The sequence below is a fragment of the Streptomyces sp. NPDC102258 genome, from assembly GCF_055584685.1.
Window position 1 is genome coordinate 321817 of sequence record NZ_JBVJLO010000003.1, and the last position, 18420, is coordinate 340236.

The following is an 18420-nucleotide window of genomic DNA, read 5'->3' on the forward strand; positions in this document are numbered from 1 at the left end:
TCAAAGGGTGGCACTGGGTGCCACCCTTTGTTCGTTCAAGGCTTGAACGCAAATGGATCGATGATCGCTCATCCGAGCGGAATCTAGGCCCGTACACACCCTCCGGCTTCGGGAAGTGAAGGCGAATCACGTGTCTGGCTTACCCGTGAGTTACTTTCGATCTGCTGGCGCACGGGTGGTTACGGCCTCATGACGACCAAGTGGACGTACCCACAAGCCTTCGATCTGGGTATGTTCCTGGCCGTCAGGGCAGCCAGCCGAGTCGTCGAGGAGTCGAGACCCGTGTCGGAAAACAAAGATCAGAAGTTCGTCTACGACTTCACCGAGGGCAACCGGGACCTCAAGGACCTTCTCGGCGGCAAGGGAGCCAACCTCGCCGAGATGACCAACCTCGGTCTCCCCGTGCCCCCCGGCTTCACCATCACCACCGAGGCCTGCAAGGTCTACCTGGACAGCGGCACGGCCCCGGCCGAGCTGCGCGACGAGGTCAGCGCGCACCTCGCCGCCCTTGAGTCGAAGATGGGCAAGAAGCTCGGCCAGTCGGACGACCCGCTGCTGGTCTCCGTCCGCTCCGGAGCGAAGTTCTCCATGCCGGGCATGATGGACACGGTCCTCAACATCGGCCTCTCCGACGAGTCCGTCGCGGGCCTGGCCGCCCAGTCCGGCGACGAGCGCTTCGCCTGGGACTCCTACCGGCGCCTGATCCAGATGTTCGGCAAGACCGTCCTCGGCGTCGAGGGCGAGCTCTTCGAGGACGCCCTGGAGGAGGCGAAGGCCGCCAAGAAGGTCACCGTCGACACCGACCTCGACGCCGCCGACCTGAAGAAGCTGGTCACGTCCTTCAAGGAGATCGTCGCGAAGGAGGCCGGCCGCGCGTTCCCGCAGGACGCCCGCGAGCAGATGGACCTCGCCGTCGAGGCGGTCTTCAACTCCTGGAACACCGACCGCGCCAAGCTCTACCGCCGCCAGGAGCGCATCCCCGGTGACCTGGGCACCGCCGTCAACATCTGTTCCATGGTCTTCGGCAACCTCGGCCCCGACTCCGGCACCGGCGTCGCCTTCACCCGCGACCCCGCCAGCGGCCACCAGGGCGTCTACGGCGACTACCTGCAGAACGCGCAGGGCGAGGACGTCGTCGCGGGCATCCGCAACACCGTGCCGCTCGCGGACCTCGAAGGCATCGACAAGGCCTCGTACGACCAGCTCATGACGATCATGGAGACGCTGGAGACCCACTACAAGGACCTCTGCGACATCGAGTTCACGATCGAGCGCGGTCAGCTGTGGATGCTCCAGACCCGCGTCGGCAAGCGCACCGCGGGCGCCGCCTTCCGCATCGCCACGCAGCTCGTGGACCAGGGCCTGATCGATGAGGCCGAGGCCCTCCAGCGCGTCACCGGCCACCAGCTGGCGCAGCTGATGTTCCCGCGCTTCGACGAGACCGCCTCCGGCAAGGGGGGGACCACGCTGCTGGGCCGGGGCATCGCCGCCTCCCCGGGCGCGGCGGTCGGCAAGGCCGTCTTCGACTCGTACACGGCCGTCAAGTGGTCCCGCTCCGGCGAGAAGGTCATCCTGATCCGCCGCGAGACCAACCCCGACGACCTGGACGGCATGATCGCCTCCGAGGGCATCCTGACCTCGCGCGGCGGCAAGACCTCGCACGCCGCCGTCGTCGCCCGCGGCATGGGCAAGACCTGCGTCTGCGGCGCCGAGGAGCTCGACGTCGACACCAAGCGCCGCCGCATGACGGTCGGCGAGACGGTCATCGAAGAGGGCGACGTCGTCTCCATCGACGGCTCCACCGGCAAGGTCTACCTCGGTGAGGTACCCGTCGTACCGTCCCCGGTCGTCGAGTACTTCGAGGGCCGCATGCACGCCGGCGCCGACGACGCCGACGAGCTGGTCGCCGCCGTGCACCGGATCATGGCGTACGCGGACCGCGTCCGGCGCCTGCGGGTGCGCGCCAACGCCGACAACGCCGAGGACGCCTCGCGCGCCCGCCGCTTCGGCGCCCAGGGCATCGGCCTGTGCCGCACCGAGCACATGTTCCTCGGCGAGCGGCGCGAGCTGGTGGAGCGCCTGATCCTGGCGGACACCGACGGCGAGCGCGAAGAGGCACTCAGTGCCCTCCTGCCGCTCCAGAAGAAGGACTTCGTCGAGCTGTTCGAGGCGATGGACGGGCTGCCCGTCACCGTGCGCCTGCTGGACCCGCCGCTGCACGAGTTCCTGCCCGACATCACCGAGCTGTCGGTGCGCGTCGCCCTCGCCGAGTCCCGCAAGGACGCCAACGAGAACGACCTGCGCCTGCTCCAGGCCGTGCACAAGCTGCACGAGCAGAACCCGATGCTGGGTCTGCGCGGCGTCCGCCTGGGCCTGGTCATCCCCGGTCTGTTCAAGATGCAGGTCCGGGCGATCGCCGAGGCCGCGGCCGAGCGCAAGAACGCCAAGGGCGACCCGCGCGCCGAGATCATGGTCCCGCTCGTCGGCACCGTCCAGGAGCTGGAGATCGTCCGCGAGGAGGCCGACCAGGTCATCGCCGAGGTCGAGGCCGCGACCGGCACGCAGCTCAAGCTGAGCATCGGCACCATGATCGAGCTGCCCCGCGCCGCCCTGACCGCCGGCCAGATCGCCGAGGCCGCGCAGTTCTTCTCCTTCGGCACGAACGACCTGACCCAGACGGTGTGGGGCTTCTCCCGCGACGACGTCGAGGCCAGCTTCTTCACCGCGTACCTGGAGAAGGGCATCTTCGGGGTCTCGCCGTTCGAGACGATCGACAAGGACGGCGTCGGCACGCTGGTCCGCAGCGCCGTGGAGGCCGGCCGGGCCACGCGCCCCGACCTCAAGCTGGGCGTCTGCGGCGAGCACGGCGGCGACCCGGAGTCGGTGCACTTCTTCCACGAGGTCGGCCTCGACTACGTCTCCTGCTCGCCCTTCCGGATCCCGGTGGCGCGCCTGGAGGCCGGCCGCGCGGCCGCCGAGTCGAAGGGCTCCGACAGCCGCTGAGCCCCCGGGACCGGTCGCCACCGGTCCCCCACCGACCGCGCCCGCCCCCGGCTGCCTGACGGCCGGAGGCGGGCGCGCCTTCTTTTCGAAGGCCGGGTATCGCCGCATATTCAACGAAGTCTTTACGGCGCCAGGCGGTGGACGGATCCCCACCCGTCCACCGCCTGCCGCCTATCTGCCAGGCACGTCGGCGCTTCCCGGTGCGACCGACCGCCAGGCCCCGCAAAGCCCCCCACGGCCTTCACGGAGCGTTTCGGTCGCACCGGAGTGTGCCTGGCGGAGTACAGGATTTCGCTTGTCACGCTCCTGCCGAAAGGGGTTTCAACTGTGGCTGAAAGGGCGTGGTGACCACGTGTGACGGCGTGCATACTCATGGGGCGGGGGGATTGCGGTTGCACAGCTGGGGGTTCGGTGCTTCGTATCCATTTCACTGGAGTGGACCTGGCACGTGTACGGATGGCAGGACGTCCCGACGCGTTGTGGGAAACGATTCTCAGCTTTCACCGCTTAAGGGACCGGCGGGATGTCCGGTTGTTCGGTGAATGGCGTACGGAAACCCGGAGCCGGTTGAATGGTGAAACAAGACTGCTCGGCGCGCTCATACCGGCGCGCGGGTATTTCCCGGATTTCCTCACGCCCGTCGAGGGGCAGTACGGGTGGGACGTCGGTCTCGACGCCCTGCGCGGGCTGCGCCCCGAACGGCTGCGGCGCGAGCTGTCCCTCGTGGGCTCCGGCTCCGGTACGGGCTTCGGCGCGGCCTTCGGGACGCCGCCGCCCGTGCGGCTGCGGGAGTTCATCGACGGCGGCACCAAACACCTGCCACGGCTCCTGGCGGAGCTGCGCGGGTACCACCGGGCGGCCGTGGAACCGTACTGGACCCACATCCAGGCCCAGATAGAGGCCGAACGGGCCGCGCGCGGCCGGGCCCTGCTCGACGGCGGCGCCGACGAGCTGCTCGCCTCGCTGCCGCCGATGCTGCGCTGGCGGGCGCCGGTGCTCGAATGCGAGTACCCGGTGGACCGGGACGTACGGCTGCGCGGACGCGGGCTGCTGCTCCAGCCGTCCTTCTTCTGCCGGCGCACCGCGGTGACCCTGCACGACCCGGAGCTGCCCCCCGTGCTGGTCTACCCGGCCGCGGCCCAGCTGGCCTCCACGGCGCCCGGCGGCGAGGCCGCCCGGCCCGCGGAGGAGCAGCGCCAGCGCACCCTGGGCAAGCTGGTGGGCCACACCCGCTCCGTGGTGCTGCGGGCCATCGGCGACGGGGCCACCACCAGCGAGCTGGCCCGCCGGGCCGGGGTCTCGCTGGCCTCGGCGAGCCAGCACGCCTGTGTGATGCGCGAGGCGGGCCTGGTCACCACCCTGCGCCACGGCAACGCCGTCCTGCACACGGTGACCCCGCTGGGAGCGGCGCTCCTCAAGGGCGGCGCCGTGGCGTCCTGAGGCGGCGGCCGAGCGGGCGCGGGTACCGCGAAAAAAAGTCCTCTGGGCGGCGATGAGTTCTCCGGCGGGCTCCGGTCTACCTCTCGGAAGCACCGCATCGCACCGCACCGCACCCCGCACGCCGGACACGCGAGAGAAGAGACACCGAGATGACCACCATGATCTTCGTCAACCTGCCCGTGAAGGACCTGGAGGCGACCAAGTCCTTCTGGAGCGCGCTCGGCTACTCCTTCAACGCCCGGTTCAGCGACGAGAACGGCGTCTCCATGCCCATCACCGACAGCATCGTCGCGATGTTCCTGACCGAGGCCCGCTACAAGGACTTCACCCACAAGGCCATCGCCGACGCCACCACCACCTCCGAGGTGCTGCTCTGCCTCAGCGCGGAGAGCCGGACCGCCGTGGACACGCTGGTCGACGGGGCCCTGGCGGCCGGGGCCACCGAGCCCCGGCCGGCCCAGGACCACGGCGTCATGTACGGCCGGGCCTTCGACGACCTCGACGGCCACACCTGGGAGATCATGTGGATGGACCCGTCGATGGTCGAGGGCTGAGAGCCGAGGGCCGGCAGGCCGCCGCGCTACGGGGTCGCCGCGGTCCGTACCGGGTACGTCCGGACCGCCACCTCCTCGTCGTCCAGGCAGCGCCCCGACTCCAGGTCGAAGCGCTGCTTCAGCAGGGGCGAGGCCACGAACGGCCGGCCCGCCGCGCGCCCGAGCAGCCCGCGCGCGAGGACCTGGGCGCCCGTGAAGGGGTCCTGGTTGCCGATCGCGTACGGGCGCCCGGTCCGGTCCAGGAACACGGCCGCCTGGCTCCCGTCGGGCAGCAGGGCGGCGACGCCCCGCCCCGGAGTGAGCGCGGACAGCTCGCACACCGTCAGCCAGCCGTCGGACACCTTCAATTCCAAGGTCATCGGACCCCTCCGATCGTCAGCACGGTCAGGTCGGGCTTGACCTGGTCGCGTTCCGGGACGAACCGCACCGTCGGGTCGGGGGCACCGGGCGCGTTCACGAAGGACACGAAGCGGCGCGTCCGCTCCGGGTCGCGGAGCGTCTCGGCCCACTCGTCGCGGTAGTGCGCCACGTGCCCGGCCATCAGCGCCTCCAGCTCCGCGCACAGCCCCAGCGAGTCGTGCACGATCACGTCCCGCAGGTGGTCCAGGCCCCCCTCCAGCCGCTCCAGCCAGGTGGAGGTCCGCTCCAGGCGGTCGGCGGTGCGGATGTAGAACATCAGGAACCGGTCGATCAGCCGCACCAGTTCGGCGTCCGAGAGGTCCTGGGCGAGCAGGTCGGCGTGGCGAGGGACCGCCCCGCCGTTGCCGCCGACGTAGAGGTTCCAGCCGCTCGCCGTCGCGATGACCCCGAAGTCCTTGCTCTGCGCCTCCGCGCACTCGCGGGCGCAGCCGGACACCGCCGACTTCAGCTTGTGCGGGGCCCGCAGGCCCCGGTAGCGCAGTTCCAGGTCGATGGCCATGCGGACGCTGTCCTGGACCCCGTAACGGCACCAGGTGCTGCCCACGCAGGACTTCACCGTCCGCAGGGCCTTCCCGTACGCGTGCCCGGACTCGAACCCGGCGTCGACGAGCCGGGCCCAGATCCCGGGGAGCTGGTCGACGCGCGCGCCGAGGAGGTCGATGCGCTGACCGCCGGTGATCTTCGTGTAGAGGCCGAAGTCGCGGGCCACCTCGCCGATCACGATCAGCTTGTCGGGGGTGATCTCCCCGCCCGGGATACGCGGGACGACCGAGTACGAGCCGTTGCGCTGGAGGTTGGCGAGGAAGTGGTCGTTGGTGTCCTGGAGGGCGGCCTGCTCCCCGTCGAGCACGTAGCCGCTCGCGCCGAGCGCGGCGGCGAGGGAGGCGATCACCGAGCCGACAGCGGGCTTGCAGACCTCGCAGCCGTCGCCGCCGCGGGCTTCGGGGCGCCCGTGCGCGTCCAGGATCTCCCGGTACGAGGTCAGGCGCCGGGTCAGGACGATCTCGTACAGCTCGGCCCGGGTGTACGGGAAGCAGCCGCACAGCCCCTGGCCGGCGGCGGCCGGCAGCAGCCCGCCGATCACCTTGAGGCAGCCGCCGCAACCGGTGCCGGCCTTGGTGCGCCGCTTGACCTCGGGCAGGGTCGCGCAGGCGGTGATCTCCTTCTTGGTGACGTTGTGGCAGGAACAGACCACCGCCGCGTCGGGGAGCGCGGAGACGCCCAGTCCGGTGGCGGGTCCGAGCCCGGCGGGCAGCACCAGCTGTTCGGGGGCGAGCGGCGGGACGCTGCCGGTGAGCGGGCGCAGCAGCCCGTACGCGTCGGCGTCGCCCACCAGCACCCCGCCGAGGAGGACCCCGTCGGGGGAGAGCACGAGCTTCTTGTAGACGCCCGAGCGGGAGTCCGACCAGAGCACCGACAGGCTGCCGGGGGCCGTGCCGTGCGCGTCGCCGAAGGAGGCCACGTCCACGCCGAGCAGTTTGAGCTTGGTGGACAGGTCGGCCCCGGTGAACTCCCGGGAGCGGCCCAGCAGGTCCTCGGCGGCCGTCTCGGCCATCTCGTACCCGGGCGCGACCAGCCCGTAGACCCGGCCGTCGGCGGCCCGGGCGCACTCGCCGACGGCGTAGACGCGCGGGTCCGAGGTGCGGCAGCGGGCGTCGACGGCGATTCCGCCGCGCTCGCCGACCGCCAGGCCGCAGGCGCGGGCGAGGGCGTCGCGGGGCCGGATCCCGGCCGAGAAGACGACGAGGCCGGTGTCGACGGCCGTGCCGTCCGAGAGCCGCATCCCGCTGACGGAGCCGTCCTCGCCGGTCAGCACCTCCTCGGTACCGACGCCGGTGCGCACGGTCAGCCCCATGGCCTCGATGGTGCGCAGCAGGGCCGCGCCGCCGCCCTCGTCGACCTGGACGGGCATCAGCCGGGGTGCGAACTCCACGACCGTGGTGGCCAGTCCGAGCCCCTTCAGCGCGCCGGCCGCCTCCAGTCCGAGCAGCCCGCCGCCGACGACGGCCCCGCTCGCGCGGCCCTTCGCGTACGCCTCGATCGCGCGGAGGTCCTCGACCGTGCGGTACACGAAGCAGCCGGGCGCGTCCCGGCCGGGGACGGGCGGCACGAAGGGGGCGCTGCCGGTCGCCAGGACGAGCACGTCGTACGGGAACACCCGCCCGGAGCGGGTGGTGACCGTACGGGCGTCCCGGTCGATGCCCTCGGCGGGGTCGCCGAGGTGCAGCGCGATGCCGTGGCGCTCCATGAAGCCGTCCGGGGTCAGGGAGAGGTCCTCGGGGGTGCTGCCGGAGAAGTACGAGGTGAGGCGCACGCGGTCGTAGGCGGGCCGGGGTTCCTCGGCGAGCACGGTGACGCGGTGGGTCGCGGTGGCGCCGCGCTCGGCGAGGGCCTCCAGGTAGCGCTGGCCGACCATGCCGTGGCCGATCAGGACGAGGGCGGGCAGGGGCTCGGTCATGTCGGGGGCCTCCGTCGTCGGTGAGCGGGCGCAGCGGTGTGGGGGGGTGTGCGGGGGTGCCCCCGAGCGTGCGCGCCCGCTGTTTCCCCGCCGCGCCACCGCTGTTACCCGGACGGAACGCCGTCCTCAGCGCCGGGTCGCGGGGGCGGTGAGGCTCCCGTGCGGGCCCCGGGCCGGCGAAAGCTCAACCTTTGCGCAAGTTTCCGGAGATCGATGGGACCTGCATGGATCCTGTCCATAGGGTCGGGCCGTGCCTGACATATCACTGACCATGATCATCGTGCTGTGCGTCGCCGCGGCCGCCGCCGGCTGGATCGACGCGGTGGTCGGCGGGGGCGGACTGCTGCTCCTGCCCGCCCTGCTGCTCGGCCTGCCGCACGCCCTCCCCGCCACCGTGCTCGGCACCAACAAGGCGGTGGCCATCGTCGGCACCACCGGAGCCGCCGTCACCTACGTCCGCAAGGCCCCGGTGGACGTGAAGGTCGCCGTCCGGATCGGCCTGGCCGCGCTCGCCGGGTCGATGGGCGGAGCCGCGCTCGCGGGCGGCATCAGCAAGGACGCGATGCGGCCGCTGATCATGGGGGTGCTCGTGGTGGTGGCGGCCGTGGTCATCTTCAAGCCCGGCTTCGGCGCCGCCCCCGCCACCTCGCCCGTCTCCCGGCAGCGGGTGCTGCTCGCCATCGCCCTCGCCGGCCTCGGCATCGGCTTCTACGACGGCCTCATCGGGCCCGGCACCGGCACCTTCCTGATCCTGGCCCTCACCGCGCTGCTCCACCTCGACCTGGTCACCGCCTCCGCCACCGCCAAGATCGTCAACGTGTGCACGAACGCCGGGGCGCTCGCGATGTTCGCGTACCAGGGGAGGGTGCTGTGGCAGCTGGCCGCGCTGATGGCGCTCTTCAACCTCGCCGGGGGCATGATCGGCGCCGGGATGGCGCTCAGGAAGGGCAGCGGCTTCGTCCGGGGCGTGCTGCTGACGGTGGTCGGCGCGCTGGTGGTCAAGCTGGGTCTGGAGCAGTGGGGATGAGGGGCCGCCGGCTCAGTACGTCCCCGTGAGGTGGGCGAAGACGACCACGTTGCCCTCGTAGCCCGTCCGCGGCGAGAACCCGCCGCCACAGGTGATCACCCGCAGCTCGGCGCGCGGCGAGGGCCCGTACACGCGCGCGTCCGGGAACGCCTTTGCGTCGTAGACCTCGACCGCGTGGACCGTGAACACCGCCGTACGTCCGTCCGCGCGGGAGACCTCGATCTGGGCTCCCCGGCGCAGCGCGCCCAGCTGGTAGAAGACGGCCGGGCCCGTGGCGTCGTCGACGTGGCCCGCGATGACGGCGGTGCCCGGCGCGCCCGGCGTGGTCCCGTCCCGGTACCAGCCCGCGAGGTCGCGCCGGGTCGGCGGGGGTACTTCGAGGCTGCCGTCGCGGTCGAGACCGAGACCCGTGAGCGGGGCGTCGACCCGGATCGAGGGGATCCGGATCCGGGTGGGCGGGGAGCCGGTGAGCGGGGCGATGGCCCCCGGGTAGCGGGCCCGCGCGCTCATCGCCTCGGCGGCGGAGGGCAGCGGCGGCCCGACCGGCTCGCGGGAGCCGCTGGTCACGAGCCAGATGCCGATGACGGCGACGACCGCGACGAGGCCGGCGGGGCCGCGCCGCCCGCCCGGAACCGTTCTGGCCGCGGGGCGCCCGAACGGGCCCCGGAAGCCGCCGTGCATGCGTACCCCCTTGTCTCGCCGTTCGTGGGACTGGCCGTCGCCCGGCCCCGCGAACGGGGGGGACCTCGCGGGGCGGGCGACGGGGGGCGGTACCGGACGGACCGCGGCCGGGGCCGCGGCGGGCGCCCGTCAGCTCCGCGTGCCGCTCGCCCGGCGACGCAGGAGCCAGGTACCGCCGACGGCGGCCGCGGCCAGTGCGGCCGCTCCCGCCGTGATCGTGGCGGGGTCGGCGGCGGTGGTCGTGCCACCACCCACCCCGGAGTGCACGTGGCCCTGGGGGCCGCGCTCACCGACGACCAGGTCGCCGGTGGCGAACTTGCCGTTCGCGCAGGTGGCCCCGATGCCGTAGGTGCCGGGCTTGAGCCCGTGCTCCACCCGGAACTGGCCCTCGACCACTTCCTTGTGGGTGCCCGGGAGCAGCTTGAAGCGGCCTCCGCCGACCGTGCTGGCGTCGCCCTCGGCCCGGCTGCCGGGACCACAGGCCTTGGTGTTGACCGTGACGGTGGTGCCGGGGACGGCGGACTTCGGCCAGATCTCCAGCACGGCGAAGTCCCCGGGCGCGAAGGGGGCCATGCCGAGGTCCGCGGCCGCCACGGCCGCGGCCACGGGGCCGGCGAAGGCGGCCGCGGTCAGTGCGGTGGCGGTGAGCACGTGGGCGGTGCTGCGGCGCATGGGTACTCCTGGGGACACGGGGTCGTGTTCCGAGGAAAACCGGCGCATCCGCGCGGCGCCTGCTGATGGGCCGTCAGATTACTCGTCCGGCGCCGCCTGAAGGGGTCCCGGTGCAGGTCAGAGGGCCTGTGCGGGCATCAGGGTGCCCCCACGCCGTCCGGGTGACGGTACGGCGTGGGGGAGGGGTGGCCGGGAACGCCGGCCGGCGATGTCACAGGGCCCGGGAGGCCGCGCGGCAGCGGTGCGTACGGTGGTGGGGCGCGCGGACGGAGCCGGGACCTTGGGCCGGGGCGGCCGTGCGCGTCCAGTCGTGGTCGAGGGGAGGGCCCTGTGGCATCGGTCGACCGGCCGGAATCCGGAACGCTGCCGTTCTTCGTGTACGGGACGCTGCGGTCGGGGGAGGTCAACCACGACCTGTTCCTGCGCGGCCGTACGGCGTCCGAGGAGCCCGCCGCACTGCCGGACGCGGCGCTGTACGAGGGCCCCGGCTACCCGTACGCGGTCGAACGCCCCGGCTCCGCGGTGACCGGGGAGCTGATCACCCCGGTGCCGGAGGCGTACGGGGAGCTGCTGGCGGCACTGGACCGGCTGGAGGAGTACCGGGGCCCGGGCCACCCCGGGAACGTCTACGACCGTCTCGCGCGGACGGCGGTGCGCCCCGACGGGCTCCGCGTGCGCGCCTGGGTCTACCTGGCCGCGACCCCCCTGGCCGGCCGCCTCACGGCCTCCGGCACCGAGATCCCCGGCGGCGACTGGCACCGCCGCCTCCGGGCGGAGCCGCTTTAAGGGCCCTCGGCTCTAGAGCCCCTCGGCGCCGCGGTTGCGCAGGCGCTGGCCGTACTGCTGGAGGGTCCACAGCTCCTGCTGGACCGCCGCCTGCTGCTCCGGCGGGGCCTGCGGGCCCAGCCGGGACATGGTGCCCTGGATCTCCTGCACCCGGCGGTCCACCGCGCGCAGCCGGACCTGGACCAGCTGGACCCCCGCGTAGACCTCGTCCACCGTCTTGGCGTGGATGGCCTCCACCGCCAGCTCCGTCACGAGCGCCCGGACGGTGTCGTTCGGGGCCGCCGCGCGGACCCGGACCAGGTAGTCGTCCGTCTCCTGGGAGGCGCCGCCGGCGTCCTGGATGGCCTGGCGGACCGCCGCGTAGGGCGGGGCGGTGAACTCGTCGATCCCGTACGCGTCGAAGGCGGGGGAGACCAGGGCCGGCCGCTGGAGCGCCAGCTTGAGGAGCTCGCGCTCGGTACGGTGCGCCGGGCTGCGCAGGTTCAGGGCGGGGCCGCCGGGCGGCGCGGCCGGGGCGGGAGCGGGCGCGGCCTCGCGGGAGCGGCCGCCGGCCCGGCCCGGCGGCTGCGGCTGGTTGCCGCGCTCGCGGGCCCAGCGGGCCAGCTGCGCGACCCGTTTGACGACGAACTGCTCGTCGCGGATGCCCAGCATGCCCGCCAGCTGGACCGCCGACTCGTGCTGGATCGCGATGTTCTTGATGTGGGCGACCACCGGGGCCGCCTCGTCCAGCGCGGCCGCCCGCCCCGCCGGGTTCTCCAGGTTGTGCCGGGCCACGATGTGCCGCAGAGCGAACTCGAACAGCGGGGTACGCGACTCCACCAGCCCGGACACCGCCGCGTCACCCTGCGCCAGACGCAGGTCGCAGGGGTCCATGCCGCCCGGGGTGATCGCGATCGAGGTCTCCGCCGCGAACTTCTGGTCGTCCTCGAACGCCCGCAGGGCCGCCTTCTGCCCGGCCGCGTCACCGTCGAAGGTGAAGATCACCTCGGCGGTCGCGTTGTCCATCAGCAGCCGCCGCAGGATCTTGATGTGGTCCCCGCCGAAGGCCGTGCCACAGGTGGCGATGGCGGTGGTGACCCCGGCCAGGTGGCAGGCCATGACATCGGTGTAGCCCTCGACGACCACGGCCCGGGAGGTCTTGGCGATCTCCTTCTTGGCCAGGTCGATGCCGTACAGCACCTGGGACTTCTTGTAGATCGCCGTCTCGGGCGTGTTCAGGTATTTCGGGCCGTTGTCGTCGTCGCGCAGCTTGCGCGCGCCGAAGCCGACGACCTCGCCGCTGATGTCGCGGATGGGCCACATGAGCCGGCCGCGGAAGCGGTCGATGGGCTTGCCGCTGCGGCTGTCCTGCGCCAGTCCGGAGAGGATCAGTTCCTTGTCGCTGAAGCCCTTGCCGCGCAGGAACCGGGTCAGGTGGTCCCAGCCGGCCGGGCTGTAGCCCACGCCGAAGTGCTGGGCCGCCGCCTGGTCGAAGCCGCGCTCCGCCAGGAAGCGGCGGCCGATCTCGGCCTCGGCCCCGCCGAGCTGGTCCGCGTAGAAGAGGGCGGCGGCCTTGTGCGCCTCGACCAGGCGGATGCGCTCGCCGCGGCCGCTGGTGCCGGCGGTGTAGCCGCCCTCCTCGTACCGCAGGGTGATGCCGGCCTGGCCGGCCAGCCGCTCGACCGCCTCCGAGAAGGAGAGGTGGTCGATCTTCATGATGAAGTCGAGGGTGTCCCCGCCCGCCTGGCAGCCGAAGCAGTGGTAGAAGCCCTTGCTGGGGCTGACCTGGAAGGACGGGGACTTCTCGTCGTGGAAGGGGCACAGGCCCTTGAGGTTGCCGCCGCCCGCGTTGCGCAGCTGGAGGTACTCGGAGACCACGGCGTCGATCGGGACCGCGTCCCGTACCGCCTTCACGTCGTCGTCGTTGATCCGTCCTGCCACGCGTGAAGTCTACGGCCGTGCGCGGACGGTACGGTCAGCCCCCCTGGGCCGCCAGGAGCGAAGTGAGCGGAACCTCCGGGTCCGTGAGCTGGTCGGCGTCGACCGGGCGCCCGGAGCGGATCAGGGCCTGGATGTGCTCCGTGACGTCCCACACGTTCACGTTCATACCGGCCAGCACCCGGCCCCCGGAGAGCCAGAAGGCGATGAACTCGCGCTTGCCCACGTCGCCGCGCACCAGCACCTGGTCGTAGCTCCCGGCCGGGGCGTAGCCCGAGTACTCCAGGCCCACGTCGTACTGGTCGGAGAAGAAGTACGGGACCCGGTCGTAGCTGACCTCCTGGCCGAGCATCGCCCGGGCGGCGGCCGGACCGCCGTTGAGGGCGTTGGCCCAGTGCTCCACCCGCAGCCGGGACCCGATCCACGGGTGGTGGGCGGCGGCCACGTCACCGGCCGCGAAGATGTCCGGGTCGGAGGTGCGCAGCGACTCGTCCACGGCGATGCCGCCGCCGTGCTCCCGGTCGACGAGGGCCAGCCCGGAGGTCTCGGCGAGCGCGGTCCTCGGGGCGGCGCCGATCGCGGCGAGCACCGCGTGCGCCGGGTGCTCTTCGCCGTCCTCGGTGCGGGCAGCCAGCACCATGCCGTCGTGGCCGACGATCTCGGTGAGGCGGGAGCCGAAGTGGAAGCGGACCCCGTGCTCGGCGTGCAGGTCGGCGAAGAGCCGGCCGACCTCCGGTCCGAGCACCGCGTGCAGCGGCGTCGGCAGCGGTTCGACCACGGTGACCTCGGCCCCGTACTCGCGGGCCGCCGCCGCGACCTCCAGGCCGATCCAGCCCGCGCCCGCGATCAGCAGGTGGCCGTTGTCCCGGCCGAGGGCGGCCAGGACGCCGCGCAGCCGCTCGGCGTGCGCGAGGCGGCGCAGGTGGTGCACCCCGGCCAGGCCCGTCCCGGGGACGTCCAGCCGGCGCGGTTCGGCGCCGGTGGCCAGCAGGAGCTTGTCGTAGTGCAGCAGGGTGCCGTCGCCGAGGCGGACCGACTTGGCCTCGCGGTCGACGTGGACGGCGGGCTGCCCGAGGTGGAGCTCGACCTCGGCGCTCGCGTACCAGGACGGCTCGTGGACGAAGACGCTGTCGCGGTCGTCCTTGCCGACCAGGTACCCCTTGGACAGCGGTGGCCGCTCGTACGGATGCTCCCGCTCGTCCCCGATCAGGATCACCCGGCCCGTGAACCCCTCCGCCCTCAGCGTCTCGGCGGCCTTCGCCCCGGCGAGCCCTGCTCCGACGATGATGAACGTCTGGTGTGCGTCGACCACCTGATGCCTCCTCATAACCTCTTCGTCACGTGCGGCCACATGCGAGCGTCCCGCACCGAGCCTGTCGCGTGAAGGGGGGATGGCCCGATCGGCTCACCCTTCGGCGCGTCGGCCGCGTCTGGTGAGACGGGCGTGCAGGGAGCGGGCCGAGGCGTCGGTCAGGCAGGCGACCTGGTCGACGACCGCCCGCTTGCGGGCCCTGTCGTCGGGCGCGGCGTCGAAGAGGGCCCTGAACTGCGGGTCGAGCCCCTCGGGCGCGCGGGCGCTGAGGGCCTCGGCGAGCTCGGTCAGGATGACGCGCTGGTCGGCGCGCAGGCGTTCCTGCTCGTCGCGCTGCATCACGTACAGGTCGGCGACCGCCTTCAGGACGGCGCATTCGTTGCGGGCCTCGCGCGGCACGACCAGCCCGGCCCCGTACCGGGTGAGGCGGCCGGTGCCGTGGGCCTCGCGGGTGGCGCCCTCGGCGGCCAGGCAGAACCGGCCGATGAGCTGGCTCGTGGCGTCCTTCAGACGGGCCTGCGCCACCGCCGAGCCGTCGTACCCGTGCGGCCACCACTCCTGTTCCATCAAACGGTCCAGGGCCTCGCGCAGTTCCTCCGGAGCCGTGTCGGCGGGCACGTACCGGCCGATCGCGACCCGCCAGATCGCCTCCCGCTCGGGCTCGGCGAAGAGCAGGTTGGGGTCGAGGTGCCCGGCGTGCAGACCGTCCTCGAAGTCGTGCACGGAGTACGCGACGTCGTCCGCCCAGTCCATGACCTGCGCCTCGAAGCACTTGCGGTCGGCGGGGGCGCCGCGGCGCAGCCACGCGAAGACCGGCAGGTCGTCCTCGTAGGCGCCGAACTTGACCGAGGCGGGGTCGGTGGGGTGGTCCCCGCGGGCCCAGGGGTACTTGGTGGCGGCGTCGAGGCAGGCGCGGGTGAGGTTGAGGCCGACGCTGACGAGGGTCCCGCTGTCCGGGTCGGTGACGAACCGCTTGGGTTCCAGCCGGGTCAGCAGGCGCAGCGACTGGGCGTTGCCCTCGAAGCCGCCGCAGTCCTTCGCGAACTCGTTGAGCGCCTCCTCGCCGTTGTGCCCGAACGGCGGGTGGCCCATGTCGTGGGAGAGGCAGGCCGCCTCGACCAGGTCGGGGTCGCAGCCGAGGGCCGCGCCGAGCTCCCGGCCGACCTGCGCGCACTCCAGGGAGTGGGTCAGCCGGGTACGGGGGCTCGCGTCCCAGTCGTAGGAGCGGGTGCCCGGAGTGACGACCTGGGTCTTCCCCGCGAGGCGGCGCAGCGAGGCGGAGTGCAGGACGCGGGCGCGGTCACGCTGGAAGGCGGTGCGGCCGGGCCGCTTGTCGGGCTCGGTGACCCAGCGCTCGGTGGCGGCGGGGTCGTAGGACGCGTAGGCGGGGGTGTGTGCGGTGCCTTCCATGCTCAGACGTTAACCGGAGTCACCGACAATCGGAGCAATCCGGCCGGACGCGGCCCATGGGCGGTGGCCGGTTCCCGTCGGCCGGCGGCGCGCGCGAGGGCCTCGTCGTAGCGCCGCAGGACCAGGCGGGCCAGCGCCGGGTGGTCGCCGAGCGGGGCGGCGGCCGGGCCGGGCGCGGCGGCGGCGCTCGCGGTGGAGAAGCGGCCCGGGGCGGCGAAGTACGAGGCGACGGCGATCCGGTGGCGGCCCCGGGCGGTCAGGGCCCGGACGGCGTCCGGCACGTCCGGGCCGGCGCCTGAGGCGTAGGCGGGGACCACGGGCACCGCGCCGAGGCGTTCGGAGAGCAGGGCGGCGGTGCGGCGGGTGTCGGCGGCGGAGTCCGGGTCGCGGGATCCGGCGGCGGCCAGCACGACGGCCGTGCCCGGGGTCCAGCCGGCCTCCAGGAGCCGCTCGAACAGGGCCTCGACCAGCAGCGGGTGGGGGCCGAGCGGGGCCGCGATCCGGACGTCGAGGTGGCCGGCCCGGGCCGCGGCGGCGGGGAGGTCCCGTTTGGCGTGGGTGCCCCGGCCGAGCAGGAGCGGTACGAGCACCGCCGCGCCGGCGGCCCGGTGCAGGGTGTCACCGAGCAGGGGCCGGTTCAGCTCGATGTGGCCGAGGCGGACGTCGAGGCGCGGGCGGAGCTCGCGGACCCGTTCGAGGAGGGCGTGGGTGGTGTGCGCGGCGCGGGGGTCGCGGCTGCCGTGGGCCACGGCGACGAGGGTGGGCTGCATGGGCGGTCTCCGTGGTGCCGGGCGCGGGGCGGCCGCAGCACGCCGAGCTGGCTGCCGAGCTGGTCGGTGATCCGGCTCAGCAGCTCGGCGGGGCCGCCGAAGGGGAGGGGCGGGTTTTCGGGAGGGTGCACCGGCTCCGTCATGGACCGATCCTGCGGGGTGGAGGTTGCGGTGGCGTTGCGCCGGGATGACGGGTCGTTTCGGCCCGTTCACTCGCTCATTCGTACGGGTGAAAGGCGGGGCGGGCGGAACTGGCGGGGCGGGCCGGTTCGTCAATCCGTGCGAAGGGCGTGGGGGCGGCGCGGGGAACGGCGCGGGGACGAGGGGGGACGGTCATGGCGGTCAGGGGAAAGCCCGAGCAGGTGACGGGGTCGCGTGCGGGGTCACGTACGGGCTGGCGTACGGGGTGGTGGCGTACGGTGCGGGCGCGGCGGCGGGCCGTGCAGGCCGTGATGGGGTTGTGCGTACTGGCGCTGCTGCCCTCGGCGTGGACGCACGCGGCGGCGGCCGGCCAGCTGGGGACCACGGCCCGGGCGCCCGCCGCCGGGGTGGCCGTGGTGTTCGGGGCGGGCCTGTGGAACGGCCGCCCGACCCCGTACCTGGCCAACCGGCTCGACGCGGCCGTGGAGCTGTACCGCACCGGCAAGGTGAGAGTGGTGCTGGTGACGGGGGACAACAGCCGCGAGGAGTACGACGAGCCCGACGCGATGCGCGCCTACCTCACGGCGCACGGGGTGCCGGACGACCGGGTGGTCAGTGATTACGCGGGCTTCGACACATGGGACTCGTGCGTGCGCGCCCGGGAGGTCTTCGGGGTGCACCGGGCGGTCCTGGTGACCCAGGGGTTCCACATACGCCGGGCCGTGGCCCTGTGCCAGGCGGCGGGGCTGGACGCGTACGGGGTCGGGGTCGACGACGCGCACGACGCCACCTGGTACTACGGCGGGGTCCGCGAGGTGTTCGCGGCGGGCAAGGCGGCCCTGGACGCGGCGTTCCACCCGGATCCGACCTTCCTCGGTCCGAAGGAGCAGGGGGTGTCGCGGGCCCTGGGGGCTCTGGCAGACTGACGCCGCGATCGGCTCTATGCCGATTAGTCATATACCTAAGTGTGCGGCAGGGTGGGGGAACCGTGGCTGTTGTGGATCTGAGCGGCAAGGCCGTCGTCATCACCGGAGGGGCCCGCGGTCTCGGCGCGGCGGCGGCCCGGGCGGTCGTCGACGGCGGTGGCCGGGTGCTGATCACCGATGTGCTGGAGGCGGAGGGCGCCGAGACGGCGGCCGGGCTCGGCGACGCGGCCCGCTTCCTGCGGCATGACGTGACCAGCGAGGCCGACTGGCAGGCCGCCCTGGAGTACGCGGTCGCCGAGTTCGGCCGCATCGACGGGCTCGTCAACAACGCCGGGATATCCACCGGCCAGTTCCTGGAGCACGAGAGCGTCGAGCACTTCCGCCGGGTGGTGGAGATCAACCTGGTCGGCGTCTTCATCGGCATCAAGGCGGCGATCCCGCTGCTCCGGGAGAACGGCGGCGGCTCCATCGTCAACATCTCCTCCGCCGCCGGCCTCACCGGCCTCGCCCTCACCGCCGGGTACGGCGCCTCCAAGTGGGGCGTGCGCGGCCTGTCGAAGATCGGCGCGGTGGAGCTCGCCGAGGCGCGGATCCGGGTGAACTCCGTACACCCGGGCATGACGCTGACCCCGATGACCGCGCCGGTCGGCATCCAGGCCGGCGAGGGCAACTACCCCGGCGCCCCGCTGGGCCGGGTCGGGCTCCCCGAGGAGACAGCCGCCGCCGTCGCCTTCCTGCTCTCGGACGCCGCCGGGTACGTCACCGGCGCCGAACTGGCCGTGGACGGCGGCTGGACGGCCGGCCTGACCGTGCAGTACCTGACGGGGCGGTAGTCCAGGCCGCCGGCCGGACGAGACCATCTCTTGCCGGAGTCTTGGCCGCCGCTTTGGCGAGCGTTCCGCG

Annotated in this window: 15 protein-coding genes; 7 read left to right on the top strand and 8 right to left on the bottom strand. The window is 73.1% G+C overall.

The window, feature by feature from the left end; genetic code table 11:
* The first annotated feature begins 282 nt into the window (after positions 1-282).
* The 3 genes from ppdK to ACZ6ZT_RS07075 all read left to right on the top strand — a co-directional run bounded on the left by ppdK (position 283) and on the right by ACZ6ZT_RS07075 (position 4997).
* Positions 283-3003 (top strand): pyruvate, phosphate dikinase, encoded by a 2721-nt coding sequence (gene ppdK / locus ACZ6ZT_RS07065; RefSeq protein WP_469716282.1) that lies wholly within the window; start codon positions 283-285, stop codon positions 3001-3003.
* A gap of 411 nt (positions 3004-3414) precedes the next feature.
* Complete coding sequence (locus ACZ6ZT_RS07070) at positions 3415-4443, top strand: ArsR/SmtB family transcription factor (RefSeq protein WP_469716283.1); 1029 nt, start codon at positions 3415-3417, stop codon at positions 4441-4443.
* A gap of 149 nt (positions 4444-4592) precedes the next feature.
* A complete protein-coding gene (locus ACZ6ZT_RS07075) occupies positions 4593-4997 on the top strand; it encodes a VOC family protein (protein WP_469716285.1) in 405 nt (134 codons plus the stop codon).
* A 26-nt stretch (positions 4998-5023) separates the two neighbouring features.
* Here the strand turns inward: ACZ6ZT_RS07075 and nirD are convergent, their stop codons facing one another.
* Positions 5024-5356, bottom strand: coding sequence for a nitrite reductase small subunit NirD (gene nirD, locus ACZ6ZT_RS07080; RefSeq protein ID WP_469716287.1), 333 nt, complete (start codon positions 5354-5356; stop codon positions 5024-5026).
* Positions 5353-7875, bottom strand: coding sequence for a nitrite reductase large subunit NirB (nirB, locus tag ACZ6ZT_RS07085; RefSeq protein WP_469716289.1), 2523 nt, complete (start codon positions 7873-7875; stop codon positions 5353-5355). The genes nirD and nirB overlap by 4 nt, the downstream gene beginning before the upstream one ends.
* A 250-nt stretch (positions 7876-8125) precedes the next feature.
* Here nirB and ACZ6ZT_RS07090 point away from each other — a divergent pair, with 250 nt between their 5' ends.
* Positions 8126-8902 (top strand): sulfite exporter TauE/SafE family protein, encoded by a 777-nt coding sequence (locus ACZ6ZT_RS07090; protein ID WP_469716291.1) that lies wholly within the window; start codon positions 8126-8128, stop codon positions 8900-8902.
* A 12-nt stretch (positions 8903-8914) separates the two neighbouring features.
* Here the strand turns inward: ACZ6ZT_RS07090 and ACZ6ZT_RS07095 are convergent, their stop codons facing one another.
* Together ACZ6ZT_RS07095 and ACZ6ZT_RS07100 are read right to left on the bottom strand one after the other, a co-directional pair.
* Complete coding sequence (locus tag ACZ6ZT_RS07095; RefSeq protein ID WP_469716293.1) at positions 8915-9583, bottom strand: class F sortase; 669 nt, start codon at positions 9581-9583, stop codon at positions 8915-8917.
* A 129-nt stretch (positions 9584-9712) separates the two neighbouring features.
* Entirely contained in the window at positions 9713-10255 is a 543-nt protein-coding gene (locus ACZ6ZT_RS07100) for a hypothetical protein (RefSeq protein WP_469716295.1), read from the bottom strand.
* 330 nt (positions 10256-10585) lie between these two features.
* Between ACZ6ZT_RS07100 and ACZ6ZT_RS07105 the strand changes: the two genes are divergently transcribed.
* The gene (locus ACZ6ZT_RS07105; protein ID WP_469716297.1) at positions 10586-11041 is read left to right on the top strand and encodes a gamma-glutamylcyclotransferase family protein; all 456 of its coding nucleotides are present in this window, start codon (positions 10586-10588) and stop codon (positions 11039-11041) included.
* Positions 11042-11053: 12 nt separating this feature from the next.
* On the opposite strand, the gene dnaG is transcribed toward ACZ6ZT_RS07105, so the two are convergent.
* From dnaG to ACZ6ZT_RS07125, 4 genes are all read right to left on the bottom strand, one after another.
* Positions 11054-12961: a DNA primase gene (gene dnaG / locus ACZ6ZT_RS07110; RefSeq protein WP_469716299.1), complete on the bottom strand. Its 1908-nt coding sequence runs from the start codon at positions 12959-12961 to the stop codon at positions 11054-11056.
* A 34-nt stretch (positions 12962-12995) separates the two neighbouring features.
* Positions 12996-14270 (bottom strand): NAD(P)/FAD-dependent oxidoreductase, encoded by a 1275-nt coding sequence (locus tag ACZ6ZT_RS07115; RefSeq protein ID WP_469716301.1) that lies wholly within the window; start codon positions 14268-14270, stop codon positions 12996-12998.
* Positions 14271-14363: 93 nt separating this feature from the next.
* Positions 14364-15680 (bottom strand): deoxyguanosinetriphosphate triphosphohydrolase, encoded by a 1317-nt coding sequence (locus tag ACZ6ZT_RS07120; RefSeq protein WP_469716302.1) that lies wholly within the window; start codon positions 15678-15680, stop codon positions 14364-14366.
* A 2-nt stretch (positions 15681-15682) separates the two neighbouring features.
* Positions 15683-16450: a sirohydrochlorin chelatase gene (locus ACZ6ZT_RS07125; RefSeq protein WP_469716304.1), complete on the bottom strand. Its 768-nt coding sequence runs from the start codon at positions 16448-16450 to the stop codon at positions 15683-15685.
* 452 nt (positions 16451-16902) lie between these two features.
* Here ACZ6ZT_RS07125 and ACZ6ZT_RS07130 point away from each other — a divergent pair, with 452 nt between their 5' ends.
* On the top strand, positions 16903-17517 hold the full coding sequence (locus tag ACZ6ZT_RS07130) for a SanA/YdcF family protein (protein ID WP_469716596.1): 615 nt from the start codon (positions 16903-16905) through the stop codon (positions 17515-17517).
* Between the two features lie 62 nt (positions 17518-17579).
* The gene (locus ACZ6ZT_RS07135; RefSeq protein ID WP_469716306.1) at positions 17580-18350 is read left to right on the top strand and encodes a glucose 1-dehydrogenase; all 771 of its coding nucleotides are present in this window, start codon (positions 17580-17582) and stop codon (positions 18348-18350) included.
* Positions 18351-18420 lie beyond the last annotated feature (70 nt).

Coding starts and splice junctions, on each gene's coding strand:
- ACZ6ZT_RS07125 (WP_469716304.1), bottom strand. CDS start 16,450: ATGCAGCCCACCCTCGTCGCCGTGGCCCACGGCAGCCGCGACCCCCGC.
- ACZ6ZT_RS07130 (WP_469716596.1), top strand. CDS start 16,903: ATGGGGTTGTGCGTACTGGCGCTGCTGCCCTCGGCGTGGACGCACGCG.
- ACZ6ZT_RS07075 (WP_469716285.1), top strand. CDS start 4,593: ATGACCACCATGATCTTCGTCAACCTGCCCGTGAAGGACCTGGAGGCG.
- nirD (WP_469716287.1), bottom strand. CDS start 5,356: ATGACCTTGGAATTGAAGGTGTCCGACGGCTGGCTGACGGTGTGCGAG.
- nirB (WP_469716289.1), bottom strand. CDS start 7,875: ATGACCGAGCCCCTGCCCGCCCTCGTCCTGATCGGCCACGGCATGGTC.
- ACZ6ZT_RS07095 (WP_469716293.1), bottom strand. CDS start 9,583: ATGCACGGCGGCTTCCGGGGCCCGTTCGGGCGCCCCGCGGCCAGAACG.
- ACZ6ZT_RS07120 (WP_469716302.1), bottom strand. CDS start 15,680: ATGGAAGGCACCGCACACACCCCCGCCTACGCGTCCTACGACCCCGCC.
- ACZ6ZT_RS07100 (WP_469716295.1), bottom strand. CDS start 10,255: ATGCGCCGCAGCACCGCCCACGTGCTCACCGCCACCGCACTGACCGCG.